Annotated in this window: 13 protein-coding genes; 8 read left to right on the top strand and 5 right to left on the bottom strand. The window is 57.0% G+C overall.

Going from position 1 to position 19,511, the window contains the following annotated elements; translation table 11 throughout:
- Positions 1-125 precede the first annotated feature (125 nt).
- Positions 126-1,886 carry a DEAD/DEAH box helicase gene (locus CZ787_RS02785; RefSeq protein ID WP_087105946.1) on the bottom strand — a complete coding sequence of 587 codons (1,761 nt, stop codon included), beginning with the start codon at positions 1,884-1,886 and terminating at the stop codon, positions 126-128.
- Between the two features lie 128 nt (positions 1,887-2,014).
- Positions 2,015-5,950: a phosphoribosylformylglycinamidine synthase gene (gene purL / locus CZ787_RS02780; RefSeq protein WP_087105944.1), complete on the bottom strand. Its 3,936-nt coding sequence runs from the start codon at positions 5,948-5,950 to the stop codon at positions 2,015-2,017.
- 182 nt (positions 5,951-6,132) lie between these two features.
- On the opposite strand from purL, the gene mltF reads away from it, so the two are divergent.
- Both mltF and fni read left to right on the top strand, forming a co-directional pair.
- Positions 6,133-7,599, top strand: a complete 1,467-nt coding sequence (mltF, locus tag CZ787_RS02775) for a membrane-bound lytic murein transglycosylase MltF (protein ID WP_087105942.1) — start codon at positions 6,133-6,135, stop codon at positions 7,597-7,599.
- Positions 7,600-7,956: 357 nt separating this feature from the next.
- Positions 7,957-9,000 (top strand): type 2 isopentenyl-diphosphate Delta-isomerase, encoded by a 1,044-nt coding sequence (fni, locus tag CZ787_RS02770; RefSeq protein ID WP_087105940.1) that lies wholly within the window; start codon positions 7,957-7,959, stop codon positions 8,998-9,000.
- 129 nt (positions 9,001-9,129) lie between these two features.
- Here fni and tadA read toward each other — a convergent pair whose 3' ends face one another.
- Positions 9,130-9,582 carry a tRNA adenosine(34) deaminase TadA gene (gene tadA / locus CZ787_RS02765; RefSeq protein ID WP_217883834.1) on the bottom strand — a complete coding sequence of 151 codons (453 nt, stop codon included), beginning with the start codon at positions 9,580-9,582 and terminating at the stop codon, positions 9,130-9,132.
- Positions 9,583-9,689: 107 nt separating this feature from the next.
- On the opposite strand from tadA, the gene CZ787_RS02760 reads away from it, so the two are divergent.
- Positions 9,690-10,517 (top strand): acyl-CoA thioesterase, encoded by an 828-nt coding sequence (locus tag CZ787_RS02760; RefSeq protein WP_087105938.1) that lies wholly within the window; start codon positions 9,690-9,692, stop codon positions 10,515-10,517.
- A 106-nt stretch (positions 10,518-10,623) separates the two neighbouring features.
- Here CZ787_RS02760 and CZ787_RS02755 read toward each other — a convergent pair whose 3' ends face one another.
- Positions 10,624-11,895: a malic enzyme-like NAD(P)-binding protein gene (locus tag CZ787_RS02755; protein WP_087105936.1), complete on the bottom strand. Its 1,272-nt coding sequence runs from the start codon at positions 11,893-11,895 to the stop codon at positions 10,624-10,626.
- A 376-nt stretch (positions 11,896-12,271) separates the two neighbouring features.
- Positions 12,272-12,487 (bottom strand): 50S ribosomal protein L31, encoded by a 216-nt coding sequence (gene rpmE / locus CZ787_RS02750; RefSeq protein WP_087105934.1) that lies wholly within the window; start codon positions 12,485-12,487, stop codon positions 12,272-12,274.
- A 148-nt stretch (positions 12,488-12,635) separates the two neighbouring features.
- Here rpmE and CZ787_RS02745 point away from each other — a divergent pair, with 148 nt between their 5' ends.
- The 5 genes from CZ787_RS02745 (at position 12,636) to hslU (ending at position 19,509) form a co-directional block, all read left to right on the top strand.
- A complete protein-coding gene (locus CZ787_RS02745) occupies positions 12,636-14,855 on the top strand; it encodes a primosomal protein N' (RefSeq protein ID WP_087105932.1) in 2,220 nt (739 codons plus the stop codon).
- 168 nt (positions 14,856-15,023) lie between these two features.
- Positions 15,024-16,709, top strand: coding sequence for an arginine--tRNA ligase (gene argS / locus CZ787_RS02740; protein ID WP_087105930.1), 1,686 nt, complete (start codon positions 15,024-15,026; stop codon positions 16,707-16,709).
- Positions 16,710-16,712: 3 nt separating this feature from the next.
- Positions 16,713-17,468, top strand: coding sequence for an SPOR domain-containing protein (locus tag CZ787_RS02735; RefSeq protein WP_087105927.1), 756 nt, complete (start codon positions 16,713-16,715; stop codon positions 17,466-17,468).
- A 174-nt stretch (positions 17,469-17,642) separates the two neighbouring features.
- Positions 17,643-18,176, top strand: a complete 534-nt coding sequence (hslV, locus tag CZ787_RS02730) for an ATP-dependent protease subunit HslV (RefSeq protein WP_018918810.1) — start codon at positions 17,643-17,645, stop codon at positions 18,174-18,176.
- A gap of 10 nt (positions 18,177-18,186) precedes the next feature.
- Entirely contained in the window at positions 18,187-19,509 is a 1,323-nt protein-coding gene (hslU, locus tag CZ787_RS02725; RefSeq protein ID WP_087105925.1) for an ATP-dependent protease ATPase subunit HslU, read from the top strand.
- Positions 19,510-19,511 lie beyond the last annotated feature (2 nt).

Here is a 19,511-nt window from a genome sequence, read left to right as displayed (position 1 = left end):
CATGTAAACTCCGTTTTTTCGCCAATTTTTGCCTTGTCTTGTCTTCGCTCGTCGACTTTTCAGACAGACCCTAGAAAGCAGTGTAACAAAGTCAGCACCTGACGTTGCGCCTGGCGCACGGTGCGTTAGCCTGCTTCGGCAGCTTTACGATAGCGTCCTTCGTAGTCGAAGAGCTTGTCGCGAATCTGGAAATGTCGGCCCACCTTGCGCCCGACCACAAAATCCGGATAGCGCAAGCGGCGCTGCTCGCTAATAACGTCCTCTGGCTTGAGGGGTTGCCAGGGCGTACCCGGAGCGCGCACATGCCGACGTAAAAAGGCGGCATAAAAGGCGCGGCGCTGGGCGGGGGTTTCCAAAGCAAACCACTCAGAGAGTGTTGTGCCATCCTCATCGTAATAGGTCACTTTCAGACGCGGCAGGCCACGGCCATTAAGGGTTGCGTCCAATTGCATGCCACTTACCCGCAATACTCGGGCATCTTTTAATTTGAGTGCATCTTTAAGCTTGTCATCAGCATCCACCAACAGCTGTTCGCAGCCGTGGCAGCGACGCGCCGCAATATCATTCTCAGCGCCACAGCTATCGCACACCTTGAAGCGAAAGCGAAAATCACACTGGTGGCGCTTGCCTTTATCATCTTCAAGCAGCCCTTGGCAGCGGCGTCCAAAATGCTCAATGACCAGTTCGCCATCGAGCTTGCCCCAAAACAGATTAGCGTGGCCACAGGCCGGGCATTCAACCTGCACCGGCTCGTTGTCGCCCGGCGGTTTTGGCTCGCCCACTTCCGGTGCGTAAAGGTCCCAGGGATTGCCCGCGTAATCCAAAATAAGGCAATCCTGCTTACCTGGCGAGAGTCGAAGCCCCCGGCCCGCAATCTGCTGATAAAGGCTGACTGACTCCGTAGGCCGAAGCATCGCTATCAAATCTACATGCGGCGCATCAAAGCCGGTCGTCAGTACCGAGACATTCACCAGGTATTTAAGCTCACGCGCCTTAAAGGCATCGATCAGCTTAGTACGCTCCACCGACGGGGTCGCTCCGGTAATCAGTGCTGCCTGGCCGGCAGGCAAATACCCCATGATCTCTTCAGCGTGGGCGACAGTTGCCGCAAATATCATCACCCCATGCCGCTCAGTGGCGCGCTCAATAATCTGGCTGATAATCATGGGGGTGGCGCGGTTGCCTGCCACGACGCGATTCAGCTCCGCTTCACGGTAATGGCCGTTTTCTGCAGGCGCCAGCATGGAAAAATCATACCCTTCAATCGCCATATCCAGGCGTTTAGGTTCGGCAAGATAGCCCTGCTTGACCATCAAGCGCAGCGGCTGTTCGAACACGCAGTCACGAAAAAAGCTCGCGTCGCTGCCACGCACCATGCCGTGGTAATGGCGATGGTAGATAAAGCCTTGGCCTAGCCGGTAAGGCGTCGCGGTCAGCCCTAACACTTTCAAATTCGTGTTCTGTGCCCGCAGGTGATCAATCACTTGGCGGTAGCTTGCGTCTTTATCAAGCGACACCCGGTGGCACTCATCAATGACCAGCAGAGTGAAGCCTTCGTCATTGAACGCCTCCAGATTACGCACTACCGACTGCACCGAGCCAAACACGACCTGGCGCGACGCTTCCTTGCGCTTTAAACCCGCGCTGAAGATATCGGCTTTAAGCCCATAGGCCTGATACTTGGCGTGATTCTGCTCCACCAGCTCGCGTACATGCGCCAATACCAGTACGCGACCTCTCGCCAAGCGGGCCAGTTCGGCAATCACCAACGACTTCCCGCTTCCCGTAGGTAATACCACCACCGCGGGTTCGCTGGACGCACGGAAATGCGTAACAACACGTTTCACCGCGTCCGTTTGGTAAGGGCGTAAAGCAGGTGGTGGCATACAACTCCAACAGCCAGAAAATTACTTTGCTGGCTCAAGCGGGCAAGAGCAGCCAAGAACAGCGTTAGCCATAACGGCGGCCCAAGGGCCGCCGTTATGTGTTACGCATGGCTTAACGGCGTGAGATATTAACCGACCCAAACACGCGCGTTGCGGAACATGCGCAGCCAGGCACCATCTTCTGTCCACTCTGCCGGACGCCAGGAGTTGGTTACCGCGCGGGTAACGCGCTCCGGATGAGGCATCATGATCGTGACGCGGCCATCGGAGGTGGTTAACCCGGTGATACCTGACGGCGAACCGTTAGGGTTAGCCGGATAGCGCGTGGTCACCTGCCCATAGTTATCAATGTAACGAAGCGCAATCTGATTGCTGGATTGCATGCTACGCAGGTGCGCAGTATCGCGGAACTCAGCACGCCCTTCCCCATGGGCCACCGCAATAGGCAGCAGGGAACCTTCCATGCCGGCCAGTAGAACCGAGGGCGTTTTTTCAACGCGCAGCATGGCTACCCGCGCCTCAAACTGCTCGGACTCGTTACGCACAAAGCCTGGCCAGTTTTCAGCACCTGGAATCAATGACTTCAACTGCGAAAGCATCTGGCATCCGTTACACACGCCCAGCGAGAAGCTGTCTTCGCGGGTAAAGAAGGCGGCAAACTGATCGCGTGCCCGCTCGTTAAACAGCACGGATTTCGCCCAACCACCACCCGCACCTAGCACATCGCCGTAAGAGAAACCGCCACAGGCAACGAGCCCTTTGAACTCATCAAGAGCAACACGGCCTTCCAGAATGTCACTCATGTGAACATCAATGGCTTCAAAGCCGGCTTTATCAAACGCCCAGCCCATCTCGACCTGGCCATTAACGCCCTGCTCACGCAGTACCGCAACAGCGGGCTTGGCCATATTGATAAACGGCGCGCTGACATCCTCATTAATATCAAACGTGGGCGTCGCCGAGAGGCCAGGGTCACGCGTATCGAGCAGGTTGTCGAACTCGTTTTTAGCGCACTCGGGATTATCACGCAGTGCCTGCAGGCGATAGCTGGTTTCAGACCAGGTACGCTGTGTCAGTTGGCGCGTGGTTTCCAGCAGCGGCTCTTCAAACAGAGTTACTCGCACCTGGTCGTCGTAACGCGGCCGGGCGATAACGCCACAGGTTTCAATACCCGCTACTGCAAATTGCGCTAACACCTCTTCGGTGTGTTCGCGGTTGACCTGAATCACCGCACCCAACTCTTCCGAGAACAGCGCATTAAGCGCCTCAACGGGCTCGTCGATCATCCAGTCAAGCTTGATCTCAAGGCCGGCGTGCGCCGCAAAGGCCATTTCCAACAGCGTGACCAACAAGCCGCCATCGCTACGGTCATGGTACGCCAGCAGCTTACCGTCACGATTAAGCCCCTGAATCACCTCAAAGAAGGCTTTGATATCTTCTGGGTCGTCGACATCCGGGCAGGTATCGCCTACCTGACCATATACCTGCGCCAGCGCAGAGCCGCCCAAGCGGTTTTGACCGTTCCCCAGGTCGATCAGAATAAGATCCGACTCATCTTGATCCAGGTTGATCTGTGGCGTCAGGGTTGCCATCGCGTCAGTCACAGGCGCGAAGCCGGTAATCACCACTGACAGCGGTGATGTAACGCTTTTCTCTTCGCTATCCCCTTGGTCACTCACATCCTGCCAGGACGTACGCATCGACATGGAGTCTTTGCCGACCGGCACCGCAATACCTAACGCCGGGCAAAGCTCCATCCCCACCGCGTGAACCGCATCATAAAGCGCCTGGTTTTCGCCAGGGTGATCAGCGGCGCTCATCCAGTTAGCAGAAAGCTTGATATCGCTTAGCTTGGCAATGGGCGCTGCCGCGAGATTCGTAATCGCCTCGGCAACCGCCAGGCGTGCGCTGGCGGCGGGGTTAATCAAGGCAACCGGCGGACGCTCCCCCATCGCCATCGCTTCACCGGCATGGGTGTCATAACTGGCCGTTGTGACCGCTACATCTGCAACCGGCACCTGCCAAGGGCCGACCATTTGGTCACGCGCCACCTGGCCTGTAATTGAGCGGTCGCCAATGGTAATCAAGAAGCTCTTGGAGGCCACGGCGGGCAGGCGTAGGACGCGATCAAGCGCCTCACGCAGGTCGAGATTATCCAGCATTACACCGGAAAGCTCTGGCGCATGGCGCTCAAAGCTGCGCTGCATTTTCGGCGCTTTACCGAACAGCACGCTCATGGGCAGGTCAATCGGCTTGCTGTTGAAGTGGCCATCGCGCACTTCAAGGTGGTGGTCAGCCTGCGCTTCACCCACCACCGCATAGGGGCAACGCTCGCGCTTACACAGCGCATCAAACGTTGCCAGGTCCTCAGCCGCAACGGCCAGCACGTAGCGCTCCTGCGCTTCGTTACACCAGATTTCAAGCGGGCTCATACCCGGCTCAGCATTAGGCACCGCACGTAAATCGAACAGCCCACCCCGGTTGCCGTCTTTAACAAGCTCCGGCAGCGCGTTGGAAAGACCACCCGCCCCCACATCGTGGATAAAGCAGATCGGGTTTTTGTCCCCCATCGCCCAGCAGCGGTCAATCACTTCCTGAGCGCGTCGCTCGATTTCCGGGTTTTCACGCTGTACCGAAGCAAAGTCCAGGTCGGCACTTGAGGTGCCAGAAGACATGCTGGAGGCCGCGCCGCCGCCCAGGCCGATCAACATCGCTGGGCCACCCATCACAATCAGCTTACCGCCGACAGGAATATCGCCCTTTTGAACGTGCTGGGCGCGAATATTGCCGTAACCACCCGCCAGCATGATCGGCTTGTGGAAACCTCGACGCTCAATACCGCCCTCGTTGAGGGTGTCCTGCTCATAGGTACGGAAGTAACCGGTAAGGTTTGGGCGGCCAAACTCGTTATTAAACGCCGCGCCGCCAATCGGGCCTTCCAGCATGATGGCAAGGGCGGACTGCATGCGCTCGGGCTTGCCATAATCAAACGCTTCCCAAGGCTGTACAAACTCGGGGATACGCAGGTTGGAAACGGTAAAACCGGAAAGGCCCGCTTTGGGCTTACCGCCGATACCGGTGGCACCTTCATCGCGAATCTCACCACCCGAGCCTGTCGCCGCACCGGGGAACGGTGCTATCGCGGTGGGATGGTTATGGGTTTCCACCTTCATCAGAATGTGAATCGGCTCCTGATGCGTCCCGTACAGCGCACGCTCTCCCTCAGCACCGGTCAGCGGCGTGGGATAAAAACGACCCGCCTGGCTGCCTTTGATAACGGCGGCGTTATCGCTATAGGCTGACAAGACGTTTTCAGGAGAGGTTGCAAAGGTGTTCTTGATCATCTTGAACAGCGAATGGGTTTGCGGCTCGCCGTCAATGATCCAGTCCGCGTTGAAGATTTTATGTCGGCAGTGCTCAGAGTTCGCCTGGGCGAACATCATTAGCTCAATGTCGGTGGGGTTGCGCTGAAGCTCGTTAAAGGCATCAACCAGGTAGTCGACTTCGTCATCGGCAAGCGCCAAACCCAACTCACGGTTAGCGGTTACCAGCGCATCGCGTCCGCTGTTTAAAATATCCACGCTACCCAGCGGTGCCGGGTCGTGGTGAGCAAATAGCGCCGCCGCTTCAGCCGCGTCATTAAGCACGGTTTCGGTCATTCGGTCGTGCAGCAGCGCCATCAGCGCAGCCAAGCTCTCTTCGCTGGGCGCACGGCTAAACCCTACCCGATAATCAACGCCACGCTCTATGCGGCGAATGCCCGACAGCCCACAGTTATGCGCAATATCCGTCGCTTTTGATGACCAGGGCGACTGGGTACCCAACCGCGGTACGACCAGAAAACGTTTAGCGTCGGCAGGTATCTCGGCATGGGTAGGGGTGCCGTAATCCAACAGTTGCGCCAAACGCTCGTGAGAGGCATCACTGAGTTCTTCACGGTGGTCAATCAAATGAACATAGTGGGCAGACAGCGCCTCCACCTCGGGAACACGTTCACGCAGCACCGTTAGCAACCGTGTATGACGGAAGGTAGAAAGGGCGGGCGCGCCTCGCAATTCGAGCATATCCTGAAGCCTCTAGAGCAGGGAGAATTCGTGCAGGGAAATAGCAGGCCGCTAGGCGACCCCTTAAATGACACTCATTGAGCCCTATGATACTGGAAAGCGGCGGCCACACGAAATCAACAAGGTGACAGCATGGCGATGGCTGGGTATTGTGGCTGCCTGTTTCATGCCGACAAGACCTTATGCCGACATTGATTTATGCCCATTTTTTAGCGCACACTCGCCTTTATTTAACCTTATTTATCATCACCTTATTGGTGCTTGCGCCCACGTTGCCCAAGGTGCCACATGGTGAGCATTTAACGCATATCCAGGCAAAAGATTTTATCACGGCTCAAACGCGCAACACGCCCACGACCTACTACGAAGGCCGCCAAGGACCCACTGGGTTTGAGTATGAGCTGATGCATCAGTTTGCCGAGTATTTGGGAGTAAGCCTCAACCTCAACGCCAAACATCACCCTGAAAGCGTATTGTCGGCCGTGCGTGAACAGGGCGATTTTGGCGCTGCCGCCCTGCCTCTACTCCCTGACGCATCCGATGTGCACTACACCCGCCCCATCATTCAAATGCAACCACTGCTGGTGTACCGGCGCGGTTTACACGGCATAAAGGCACCCAGCGACCTGGTAGGCCTTGAGATTGGCACGCTAAGCCAGGCAGGTACCAGCGAAGCGCTGCGTGAGTTGCAGCGCGACTACGCTGACTTAAGCTGGAAAGAGTCTCACGAGCTGGATGTCGATGAACTGCTTGTCCAGGTCGAGAGCGGCGTGCTGGACGCAGCGGTTATTTTTGATCATCAGTTCCGGCTTAACCGACTCTTTTTCCCCAATGTAGAGCGCGGCTTTTTAATGGGCGACCCGCTTTCCATGGTATGGGCGCTTCCTCGCGGCCGCGGTTTAGGACTACTAGAAGCCGCCAATGACTTCCTACAAACCCTTCAGGAAAATGGCACGCTCGACCACCTGGTTAACCGCTACTTTGGCCATGACGATTATTTAGAGTACGTGGGTACACGCACCTTTTTAACGCACCTGGATGCACGTTTACCCCAGTTTGCCGACCTGTTTAAACAGGCGGCACGTGACACAGGTTTTGACTGGAAACTGCTGGCGGCAGTGGGTTATCAGGAATCCCACTGGGACGCGGAAGCGGTGTCACCCACCGGCGTGCGAGGCGTTATGATGCTCACCCACCCTACCGCCAGCGAAATGGGTGTGGATAACCGCCGAGACGCGGCGCAAAGCATTGATGGCGGCGCCCGCTACCTGCGCAGCCTAAAAGACCGCCTGCCTGAAAGCATTACCGGAGATGATCGTCTTTATATGGCCATGGCGGCCTACAATGTTGGCCTTGGTCACCTTTACGATGCACGTAAAATTACCGAAGAGCTCGGTGGGGACCCCAACCGTTGGCAAGATGTTCGCGAGGCGCTTCCCCTGTTACAGCAACAGGAGTGGCATAGCCAAACGCGCCACGGCTATGCGCGTGGTGGTGAGCCGGTCATTTATGTGCGCAACATCCGGCGCTACTATGAGATGCTTGAGTACGTTGAGCACAGCCGTCAGCAATTTTTCCAGTTAGGTCAAACCGCAACCGGCGGTTCTCTCCTACTGCCATTTGAGTTAATTCCGCCGTTGAATCAATAGCCTCACTACAGAGCCTTCCAGCTCGAGCCCACGTTGCCCTTCGTGGTTAAAGAAAATTTCTGGTGTTTGGATTACGCTTTTCAAATAGCAGGTAAAAACGTACTGGCGATTACAAGCGTTTATCCTGCGCCTGCGACCAAGGCATTGTACCTCAGTACTTTATGCCAACCTGGTTGGATAAGCAGTTGGCCATGTCTGGTTAAACCAATAGAAACGGGGTAGATAGATAAGAGTTGGTTACATCAAAAACCATTAATGACTTCGCCGGAAGGCATGCACAGCCATCAGCTAACCGACCACGTACTGTTTCCTACTTGGCAGGCGGCTTCCGCCAGATTCAGGTTCAAGGGAGTGACGATGAAAGACACTGAACTGACGCAGCGTAAGAACGACCATCTGGATATCGTGCTACACCCACGCCAGGCCGTCGGTACCCTTCGTCCAGGTTTTGAACACTGGCGCTTTGAGCATTGTGCGCTGCCGGAATTAAACCTGGATGATATTGATCTGGGGACTTACCTGTTCGGGCAACCTCTAAAAGCGCCCATCCTCATCAGTTCGATGACCGGCGGAGCGAATCGAGCCAAGGATATCAACCGGCACTTGGCAGAGGCCGCTCAAACGCTGGGCCTTGCCATGGGCGTGGGTTCACAACGCGTGGCCATTGAAGGCGAAGCCAACTGGGGCCTCACGAGCGAACTGCGCCGAATTGCTCCCGACATCCCATTGCTGGCCAACCTGGGAGCCGCCCAAATTAAAGGCGAACGCGGGCTTGATTATGCCCGACGCGCGGTCGATATGATCGAAGCTAACGCACTCATTATTCATCTCAACCCGCTACAGGAAGCGCTACAAACAGGTGGAGATCGCGATTGGCGAGGCATACTCACCGCCATTGAGCGCACCGTTGCCGCACTGGAAGTGCCTGTGGTGGTCAAGGAAGTTGGGGCTGGGCTTTCTGTTTCTGTGGGTCGCCAACTTGCCGAAGCAGGCGTGGCGATGCTGGACGTTGCGGGTGCGGGTGGCACCAGTTGGGCGGCAGTTGAAGGCGAGCGCGCCAGCACACCTCAAGCGCGTGCCATCGCCATGGCCTTCGCCGACTGGGGAATCCCCACCTCACAAGCACTACACGATTTGCGCCAGGCACTGCCCGGTATGCCGCTGATCGCTTCAGGTGGGGTTGCCAGCGGTATTGATGCGGCTAAAGCGCTCGGTTTAGGCGCTCATCTGGTAGGTCAAGCCGCGGCGGTGCTGAGCAGTGCCACCACCTCAAGCGATGCCGTTATTGAGCACTTTCAAACGCTCATTGAGCAGCTGCGCGTTGCCTGTTTTTGTACCGGCAGCGCTGACCTGGTCGCATTAAAGCACGCGACGCTTACGCAGGCTGAGGCGGGGGCATGAGCCACTACGCAGTCATATCACCACTATGATATAACCACGTTAACGCACTCCAAGCCTTTGCTCTGCCACTCATTGTGCGTGGCCGTTTATCCCGCGGTTTCTTGACACGCCAGAGAGCTATAAAACACGCTAGCGCCTTGCTGCAAAAAACGCTTTTAATAACTTGCTGGCCGATGGCGCCAGCACGCCCGCCGTCACCTCCACATGGTGATTAAACCACGGTTGGGCCAGCAGGTTAGCCTTGGACTCCACCATACCGGTACGAGGCTCAGCAGCGCCATAAACCAAACGCTTTAGGCGTGCATGCACAATGGCGCCCGCGCACATCATGCACGGCTCCAACGTGACATACAGCGTACACCCTTCCAGCCGGTAGTTGGCACTCTGCTGCCCGGCTTCACGCAGGGCACGAATTTCCGCATGGCCGCTAGGGTCACAGCTAAGCACCGGCGCATTGTGGGCAGCGGCGAGAATCTCTCCTTCGCTATTCACCACTACGGCCCCTACCGGCACTTCACCCGCCTCAGCCGCCAAATGCGCCTGTTCAAGGGCGCGGTGCATGTAAAATTCATCGCTGCGTATCAAGGCAAACTCCGCTAAGGTAGCAAAATGATGGTAGCAACGGCGGCCTCGCCGTATGTGATATCCGCCACTATGGGCAACAATAGATAGCACCAAGGATACCTGGAATGACCGACGCGCTGAATACGTTAGTAAACCTGCTTGAGCTTGAAGTCCTCGAAGAGACACTCTTTCGAGGGCAAAGCCAGGACCTGGGCTTTCCTCAGCTTTATGGTGGACAGGTGCTTGGTCAAGCGCTCGCGGCGGCCTCACGTACAGTACCTGCTGAGCGTCATCCGCACTCTCAACACGGTTACTTTCTTCGCCCTGGCGACCCGCACCGCCCAGTGGTCTATCAGGTGGATAACGTACGCGATGGCGGGAGCTTTACCACGCGCCGCGTTACGGCGATTCAAAAAGGCCGACCGATCTTCTTCTGTAGCGCGTCGTTTCACAGCCCTGAAGAAGGTTTTCATCACCAGCGCGCCATGCCCCATGTCGAGTCGCCGGAAGCCTTGATTGAGAGCGGCGCCGCCAAGCACTCACGTTTTCCGGGCCACCCTATCGAGTTTTTACATATTAAAGGCAATCCGGATAGCGGCGACCCGGCCGGGCAGTGTTTATGGTTTCGCTTTGCAGGCACGCTGCCTGATGCCCCCGCCCTGCACCGGCACTTGCTCTCCTACGCCTCTGATTTCAATCTACTGACCACCAGCCTACTGCCCCACGGCATTCAGTTCACTGACCCAAAACTGCGTATCGCAAGCCTTGACCACGCGCTATGGCTCCATGAGGACGCACGGCTGGATGAGTGGCTTTTATACGTGATTGATTCCCCTTGGGCAGGCAACTCGCGAGGCCTGGCACGCGGTCATATCTATCGCCGTGATGGCCGCTTAATTGCCTCTACCGCCCAAGAAGGGCTGACACGCATGCATGACGCGCCGATTCGCTAAGCTTCGTACAAAAGCCTTTAGAAACCGCCCCTTAAAAGCACAACGCCCGCAGCAAGTGCGGGCGTTGAAAGAAGCCATCAAACCGGCGTGTTAAACACCCGAAACATCACTGGCCATAAGCCTCATTGATCGTTTTGAGGGGGTAGTGAGCCGGGTACGGTTTGCGCGCCACGCCTGAATCTACTGCCGCCTGAGCCACTGCGGAAGAAACGCGCTCCAGCAAGCGAATATCGACCGGCGTGGGGATAATGTACTCACGACCAAAGCTCATTTCCGTACGCTCATAGGCATTTAGCACTTCCTCGGGAACCGGCTCGCGGGCCAGATCCTTAAGTGCATGCACAGCGGCAAGCTTCATGGCTTCGTTAATCCGTGTAGCGCGCACATCCAACGCCCCACGGAAAATAAACGGGAAGCCCAACACGTTGTTTACCTGGTTAGGGAAGTCTGAACGGCCGGTCGCCATAATCACATCCGGGCGCGCTTCACGGGCAACGTCAGGATGAATTTCTGGGTCCGGGTTGGTGCAGGCGAAAATCACCGGGTCAGCGGCCATCTTTTTAACCTGCTCAGCCGACAGCAAGCCCGGGCCGGAAAGACCGATAAACACATCGGCGCCGTCGATAGCATCATCCAGAGTGCGCATTTCGGTATCCAGCGCAAACTCTGCCTTGTACTCATTGATACCATCACGGCCGGTATGGATAACGCCACGGCGATCCAGCATCACCAGGTTCTCTTTTTTGGCGCCACAAGAAACCAGTAGGCGCATGCAGGCAATAGCAGCCGCACCGGCCCCCATGCAAACGATCTTCACGCTATCTATCGTTTTACCAGCGATTTCCAACGCGTTCAGCATACCCGCGGCCGTTACAATAGCCGTGCCGTGCTGGTCATCGTGAAAGACGGGGATATTGCAGCGCTCAACCAGCGCTTTTTCAATCTCAAAGCACTCGGGCGCTTTGATATCTTCAAGATTAATGCCGCCCCAGGTATCGGCAATGCGGGCAACGGTGTCGATAAACGCCTGCGGGCTTTCTGCGTCTACCTCAATATCTACCGAGTTGATCCCGGCAAAACACTTGAACAGCACGCCCTTGCCTTCCATCACCGGCTTACTGGCCAGCGGGCCAAGATTCCCCAAGCCTAAAATGGCGCTGCCATCGGTAATAACGGCGACCAAATTACCCTTGCCCGTATAACGGTAAGCATTTTCAGGATCGCGGGCAATTTCGCGAACCGGCTCAGCAACGCCAGGGCTATATGCCAGTGCCAAGTCCCGGGCTGTTGCGGTGGGCTTGGTTAACTCCACCGATAGCTTGCCGGGAATCGGTTTCGCATGATAGTCCAGTGCTGCCTGCTTATTTGCATCCGTCATAATGAGGGTCCAATTAGCCTAAAGTAGATATAAGTGCTTCCAGAATATAGAAAAACTCAAGACGCCTCAAGCGCGTCGTCAACTCAAAAAGAAAACGCTTTTTTTAGCGATTTTTCCTTCACGTTAATTACTTTTACCATCTATTTGCTGAATCTTATGTAAAAGCACTTTAGCTATAACGCATTGCTTATTGCTGTATGGCAGCATTTATGAAAACCCCTTCCACCTAGCCATTTGTCCATTAAAATATGCGTTTATAGAAAATTAGCCCATAAAAAAACCCACGCCGTAGCGTGGGTTCTTCTCACAAGCACTTAGTACAACGTACGTAACAAAAAGTACGCAACGTACTTGCGGTGTGGCTGACCCGTCAGGATTAGCCGCGCTTAACAGCAGCGCCGAAACGCTTGTTAAAGCGCTCTACACGGCCACCGGTGGTCGCTTGCTTCTGCTTGCCCGTGTAGAACGGGTGGCAGTTGGAGCATACGTCTAGCGAGAAATCCTGGCCAGAAGTAGAGCCCACCTGGAAGCTTGCACCGCAAGAGCAGTTAGCGGTGACCGTGTTGTAATTCGGGTGAATACCTTGTCTCATCGTGATGATCTCTCAAGCGGTATGCCGCCACCTGATCCGTTGCCAGGCACCGCATACGGGTTTGGAAAAACTACTAACCGGTTAACCGTCTGATCGTTTAGATTCAGAGCGGCCGCATATTTTAGCAAAACTTATCGCCGGAGGCCAATTGCCTGACACTGTTTCTTTGCAGGTGCTAAAAGTCGCCTTGCCGTCCCCACTCCGACGCCTGTTTGATTACCTGCCCGCCAGCCGCACTCCCCCTTGCGGCTGGCAGCCAGGGCTTCGTGTACGCGTACCCTTTGGGCGTCGCGAAGTGGTAGGCGTGGTAGTTGAACTGGCTGCCACCAGTGAACTACCACGCAGCCAGTTACGTGCTGTCAGCGAAGCGCTGGACGATGCGCCACTTCCCAATGACTGGCTGTGGCTATGCCGGTTTGCCGCACGCTACTACCAACACAGCATGGGCGATACGCTCCACCATGCACTGCCTGCACGGCTGCGCCAAGGCCACCCGATGGCTGGGCGCACGCAAACGCTGTGGTTTGCCGTAACGCATACCCAGCCGGATTTAAGCCGAGCGCCCAAACAAGCCGAGCTGTATGCGCTTTTATGCCAACATCCGCACGGCCTGCCTTCGCGGGCCGTCAGCGCCCACGGCTTTAGCCGCGACCAGCTGCTAGCACTGGGCAAGAAGGGGCTGGTCACCCACCAGGAAATCACCCTGACCGCCCCCGAGACGCCGAGTGGCAGTTTGCTTGCCACACCGGCACTGCCGCTCAATCGTGAGCAGGCCACCGCCCTTGCGGCGCTACACGAAAAGCTTGAAAGCTACCACCCTTGCCTGCTTGAAGGCGTTACCGGCAGCGGCAAGACAGAAGTGTATCTTCAGCTGATTGAAGCGATTGCCGCCAAAGGCAAGCAGTCGCTGGTACTGGTGCCGGAAATCGGCCTGACGCCGCAAACCCTGGCGCGCTTTAGAAGCCGTTTTCGAGTACCCGTGGTGGCACTCCACTCCGGCTTAACCGACCCCGAACGGCTGGACGTTTGGGAAGCCGCAGCAAACGGGCGGGCGCTGATTATCATCGGAACGCGCTCGGCGATCTTTACCCCGCTTGCGAACCCAGGCGCGATCATTGTCGATGAAGAGCACGACGGCTCTTACAAGCAGCACGACGGGCTGCGTTACCACGCCCGCGACCTGGCCGTTGCACGCGCTCATTATCACGGCATTCCACTACTGCTGGGCAGCGCCACGCCTTCGCTTGAGAGCCTACAGCAGGCGCTTTCCGGTAGTTATCGCCACCTGCGCCTTACTCAGCGGCCCAGCCGTCATCAGCCCGCCAAGCTGGAGCTTCTTGATTTACGCCACCAGCGCCGCCAGGGGGGCCTGCTACCGGGTGCTATTAAAGCGATCAAAAGCACCCTGAGTGCGGGCAAGCAGGTGCTGATTTTCATCAACCGGCGCGGCTTTGCGCCGACGCTTGCCTGCCACGCCTGCGGCTGGATGGCGGAATGCGGCCAGTGCGATTCACGCATGACGCTGCACCGCCAGCCGCCGCTACTTGCCTGCCACCACTGCGATAGCCGTCGCGCCCTGCCGGATGCCTGCCCCGAGTGCGGCAGTGGTGACTTACGTGCGCAGGGAAGCGGCACCGAGCGTACCGAAGAGACGCTCCAGGGCCTTTTCCCCAAGGTAACCGTGCACCGTATTGATCGCGACAGCACCCGCAAGAAAGACAGCTTTGAGCAGATTCTAAAAGAGATTCAGCGTGGCGAGCCTTGCCTGCTGGTGGGTACGCAGATGCTTGCCAAGGGGCACCATCTGCCCCACGTCACGTTGGTGGTTGTGGTGAATGCTGACGGCGGCCTTTACGCCGCCGACTTCCGTGCCCTGGAGCATAGCGCGCAGTTGCTGGAACAGGTGGCCGGGCGCGCAGGACGTGCAGCCGACCAGGGGCGGGTACTGGTGCAAACACTGCATCCGGATGACCCTCACTTAGGGCTGCTGGCCGAACAGGGCTACGGAGCATTGGCGAGAAACTTGCTGGAAGAGCGCCGCCAGGCACACCTGCCGCCATTCACGTTTATGGCGCTACTACGGATCGAAAGCCCCCAGGAACCGGCTGCCCTTGCCTTAGCGCAACAGGCGGGCCAAGCGCTGCGCGAGTGGCTGAAAACGTCAGGCCTTACCACTTACTGCTTGGGCCCCGTGCCTGCGCCCATGGAGCGACGTCAAAATCGCTACCACATGCACTTGATGCTGACCGCCAATAAGCGCAGTCAATTGCACGTGGCGGCCAGTTGGCTGGTGCAATGGCTTGAGGCCAACCGCGAGGCGCGCAAGGTGCGCTGGTCGATTGATATCGACCCTCAAACGCTTGCCTAGCCTGCGTCGCCGCCGTTGAAAATAGCCAGGATTGCCAAGGGCACTTATGCAAGGATCGCATCAACACCTTTGAAACTGCGCGCCAAATGCTGATAATGGCCGCTTTGCTGATGCACTTCGTAAGTGCGCACTTGCACACGCCGCCACCGACGTTACCCGGATACCTAAATGAAAGACACGATTGTTTCCCTGCTCAACGGCGCCATTGATGCGCTTAAGCACCAAGGCGTGCTGCCTGATGACCTTCAGCCCAACATCAAAGTTGACCCCACCAAAGACAAGGCGCACGGCGATTACGCCACGAACCTGGCACTCATGCTGGCCAAGCCTGCCGGTAAAAACCCTCGTGAGCTGGCCGAGACGTTGATTGCCGCGCTGCCAGAAAGCGATGCAATTCAAAAAACCGAAATTGCTGGGCCCGGGTTTATCAACTTTTTTGCCGCCCCTGATGCCGCCGCCCAAATTGTGGCGCAAGTGCTGGATAGCGGCGACGCCTTTGGCCGCAGCATGATGGGCAAGGCGGAAAAAGTGCAGGTCGAATTTGTATCGGCCAACCCAACAGGCCCGTTACATGTAGGCCACGGCCGAGGTGCCGCGATTGGCGACTGCTTGTGCCGCCTGCTGGAAGCAACCGGTTACGATGTCACGCGTGAGTTTTACTACAACGATGCAGGCGCGCAGATTGCCAACCTGGCCCGCTCGGTACAGGCGCGCGCCAAAAACCTGGGCCCTGATGATGAAAGCTGGCCGGAAGACGGCTATCGCGGCGAATACATTACCGATGTCGCCAACGACTACCTGGCGGGCAAAACGGTTACCGCTGATGATCGCGAAGTAACCGCCAAGGCAGACGCTGATGACCTGGACGCCATTCAGGAGTTTGCCGTTGCTTGGCTGCGCCGCGAACAGGATCTGGACCTCAAGGCCTTCGGCGTTGAATTTGACGTGTACTTCCTGGAGTCATCGCTTTATCAGGACGGCAAGGTCAACGAAGCGGTTGCAAAACTCGTCGCCAACGGCCACACCTATGAAGAAGATGGCGCCATGTGGCTGCGTACCACTGACTTTGGCGATGACAAAGACCGCGTCATGCGCAAGCGTGAAGGCGGCTATACCTACTTCCTGCCCGACGTTGCTTACCACCTGGATAAATGGCAGCGCGGCTTTACCACCGTCATTAACGAGCAGGGGGCCGACCACCATTCGACCGTTACCCGTGTGCGAGCGGGCCTTCAAGCGCTGGAAGTGGGCATCCCCAAAGGCTGGCCCGACTACGTACTGCACCAGATGGTGATGGTCACGCGCTCTGGCGTTGAAGTAAAACTCTCCAAACGGGCAGGCAGCTACGTTACGGTGCGCGACCTAATTGATGAAGTGGGCCGTGATGCCACGCGCTTCTTCCTCGCTGCACGCCGCGCCGACTCACAGCTAACTTTCGATATTGACCTGGCGCGCTCACAGTCCAACGACAACCCGGTGTACTACATTCAGTACGCCCACGCGCGCGTAAGCAGCATGCTGCGTAAAACTGAGGCAGCGGGCCAGCCTTTTGATCATGCCTTGGCGCTTGCCAACCTCGCGCTGCTGGACAGCGATCAGGAAAAAGCCGTGCTTAACCGCCTGGCGCGCTACCCAGAAGTGGTTCAAAACGCGGCGAAAAACCGCGAACCGCAGCAAGTGGCGCAGTATCTACTGGACCTGGCGGGGGATTTCCATACCTGCTACAACGCGGTCAAAGTCATGGTCGAAGACGATACGCTGCGTAACGTGCGTCTCTCGCTGGGTCTGGCAACCCGTCAGGTACTGCGTAATGGCCTGGACTTGATGGGCGTTAGCGCCCCCGAGGAGATGTAAGCCATGGCCAGCCCGCGCAAAAAGCCTGCCCGCTCTCGCCAGGGCGCTACCTCGCAGCGTAAAGCCCCTCGCTCTTCCAAAGGCAGAGGATTTCGCCTGCCGGGGTGGCTATGGGGTCTTGCCGGTTTGGCCGCAGGCTTTTTCCTTGCTCAGCACCAGCACGGCACGGCGCCCTGGCAGAACACGCCAAGTGACCAGCCGCAGGCAACGGTACTCTCCAAACCCGAAAGTGCCGAGCGTGCAGCCGCCAGGGAAAACGAAACCGCAAGCGAACCCTCGATGCCCACGTTCGAGTTCTATACCTTGCTGCCTGAAACCGAGGTCATAGCCCCAGGTGTAACGCTTCCTTCAAGCGTTACCCGCCCAGAAGTTGCCGAGCAAGTTGATGTACAAGACGCCGAGAGCGCCTCGACACAAACATCATCAACTGACGACCCTATCGCTCAGGTGATTGCGGCCAACACGCGACCAGAAGAGCAGACAAGTACCGCGCAGCCGGCAGCCCCCGCCAGCACCAGCGCGCCTAATCGCTACGTATTGCAGGCCGCTTCGTTTCGTGAGCTAAGCGATGCCGAGCAACTACGCAGCCGGTTACGCAACTTAAGCCTACTGGCGCAAATCAGCGAAGTGCAAGCGGGCGGCGATACGTGGCACCGTGTCCAGGTAGGCCCTTACGAAGACACACGCGAGTTGAACCGCGCTCAGGATTTAATGACCACGCAAGGCATTGAACCCTTGTTGATACAGCTGCAAAACTGATTTTAAGAACCGGGTCTCAAACGAATAAAGCGGTAGGCGTTACCCAGCGGGCGGTTGATTTTTTATCAGCCGCCCGCACTTTATTGTTCATCGTCTTTTATAGGCGGTCGCTCTATCATCGTTTAAGCGGCCGTTCAGTTATCGGGAGCACGCCTCCCCCAAGGAGTTATCTCCATGACCACTATCGTATCCGTACGTCGCGGTAATCAGGTTGCCCTGGCAGGCGACGGCCAGGTATCACTTGGCAACACCGTGATGAAAGGCAACGCCAGCAAGGTGCGTCGCCTCTACCGTGGCAAAGTGCTCGCCGGTTTTGCGGGCGGCACCGCTGACGCATTTACGCTGTTTGAGCGCTTTGAAGCCCAGCTTGAAAAGTATCAGGGTCACTTGACCAAGGCGGCCGTTGAGCTAGCCAAAGACTGGCGCACCGACCGTGCCCTGCGCCGGCTGGAAGCGTTGCTTGCCGTCGCTGACCACAGCGCCTCGCTGATCATTACCGGCAACGGCGATGTAGTTGAGCCTGAACGCGGCATTATCGCGATTGGCTCAGGCGGCAACTTTGCCCAGGCAAGCGCCCGAGCGCTACTTGAGAATACCGAGCTTTCCGCGCGTGAAATCACCGAAAAATCGCTCCAAATTGCCGGTGACATCTGTGTATTCACCAACCATCACGTGACGCTCGAAGAGCTGAATATCAACGAACGTTGAGGCTGACTTAATGACTCAGATGACACCCCGCGAAATCGTCCACGCACTTGATCAATACATCATCGGCCAGCAAGACGCCAAGCGCGCCGTTGCCATTGCACTGCGCAATCGCTGGCGCCGCATGCAGCTTGACGACGACCTGCGTCCTGAAGTAACCCCGAAAAACATTTTGATGATCGGGCCGACCGGCGTGGGTAAAACCGAGATTGCGCGTCGCTTAGCGAAACTCGCCCGTGCACCGTTTATCAAAATAGAAGCCACTAAATTTACCGAGGTAGGCTACGTTGGCCGCGATGTGGAATCCATCATTCGCGATTTGATGGAATCGGCCATGAAAATGGTACGCGAGCATGCCAAAGAGGAAGTCGGCCATCGTGCGGACGATGCCGCTGAAGATCGCGTGCTTGATGCGCTTCTGCCGCCGCCCCGCGGCCAGGAAGACAAGCCTCGTGAAGACTCCAGCACGCGTCAAAGCTTTCGCAAAAAACTGCGCGAAGGCCAGCTGGACGATAAAGAGATCGATATAGAGGTATCTTCCCAGAGCACAGGTGTCGACATCATGACGCCGCCTGGCATGGAAGAGATGACCAATCAACTGCAGAGCCTGTTTTCCAACATGGGCCAGCAGAAACGCGAGCAGCGCCGAGTAACGGTCAAAGAAGCGCTGGTACTACTACGCGATGAAGAAGCCAGCAAGCTGGTGAATGAAGATGAAATCAAAGCGCGTGCCGTTGAGGCCGTAGAGCAGCACGGCATCGTATTCCTGGATGAGATCGACAAAGTTGCCAAGGGCAGCGGACAGTCCAGCGGTGGTGAAGTATCTCGTGAAGGCGTTCAGCGTGACCTGCTACCGCTGATCGAAGGCTCTACGGTTTCCACCAAGTACGGCATGGTGAAAACTGACCATATCCTGTTCATCGCATCCGGCGCTTTCCACTTGGCGCGTCCGTCTGACTTGATCCCCGAGTTACAGGGTCGTCTGCCGATCCGCGTGGAGCTTGATGCGCTAACGCCGGGCGACTTCAAGCGCATTCTGACCGAGCCATCCGCATCATTGACCAGACAGTACCAGGCGCTGCTGGCAACCGAAGGGCTGGATATTGAGTTCACCCCTGACGGGATTGAGCGTATCGCCGAGATCTCCTGGCAGGTTAACGAAGGCACCGAGAATATCGGCGCTCGCCGCTTGCACACCGTGATGGAGCGCTTGCTGGAAGAAGCCTCGTTCAAGGGCGGCGATATGGACAGCCCGCTGGTCATTGATGCCAATTATGTGAACGCCCAACTAGGTGAACTGGCTGTCGACGAAGACCTGTCGCGCTATATCCTGTAATG

The sequence above is a fragment of the Halomonas citrativorans genome, from assembly GCF_900163645.1.
Classification (GTDB): domain Bacteria; phylum Pseudomonadota; class Gammaproteobacteria; order Pseudomonadales; family Halomonadaceae; genus Vreelandella; species Vreelandella citrativorans.
The sequence above is the reverse complement of the archived record's forward strand: the minus strand, read 5'-3'. Positions and strand labels throughout refer to the sequence as shown.

Bases quoted from the DNA above. Each gene is read 5' to 3' on its own strand.
- CZ787_RS02785 (WP_087105946.1), bottom strand. From the start codon at position 1,886: ATGCCACCACCTGCTTTACGCCCTTACCAAACGGACGCGGTGAAACGT.
- purL (WP_087105944.1), bottom strand. From the start codon at position 5,950: ATGCTCGAATTGCGAGGCGCGCCCGCCCTTTCTACCTTCCGTCATACA.
- mltF (WP_087105942.1), top strand. From the start codon at position 6,133: ATGCCGACATTGATTTATGCCCATTTTTTAGCGCACACTCGCCTTTAT.
- fni (WP_087105940.1), top strand. From the start codon at position 7,957: ATGAAAGACACTGAACTGACGCAGCGTAAGAACGACCATCTGGATATC.
- CZ787_RS02760 (WP_087105938.1), top strand. From the start codon at position 9,690: ATGACCGACGCGCTGAATACGTTAGTAAACCTGCTTGAGCTTGAAGTC.
- CZ787_RS02755 (WP_087105936.1), bottom strand. From the start codon at position 11,895: ATGACGGATGCAAATAAGCAGGCAGCACTGGACTATCATGCGAAACCG.
- rpmE (WP_087105934.1), bottom strand. From the start codon at position 12,487: ATGAGACAAGGTATTCACCCGAATTACAACACGGTCACCGCTAACTGC.
- argS (WP_087105930.1), top strand. From the start codon at position 15,024: ATGAAAGACACGATTGTTTCCCTGCTCAACGGCGCCATTGATGCGCTT.
- CZ787_RS02735 (WP_087105927.1), top strand. From the start codon at position 16,713: ATGGCCAGCCCGCGCAAAAAGCCTGCCCGCTCTCGCCAGGGCGCTACC.
- hslV (WP_018918810.1), top strand. From the start codon at position 17,643: ATGACCACTATCGTATCCGTACGTCGCGGTAATCAGGTTGCCCTGGCA.
- hslU (WP_087105925.1), top strand. From the start codon at position 18,187: ATGACTCAGATGACACCCCGCGAAATCGTCCACGCACTTGATCAATAC.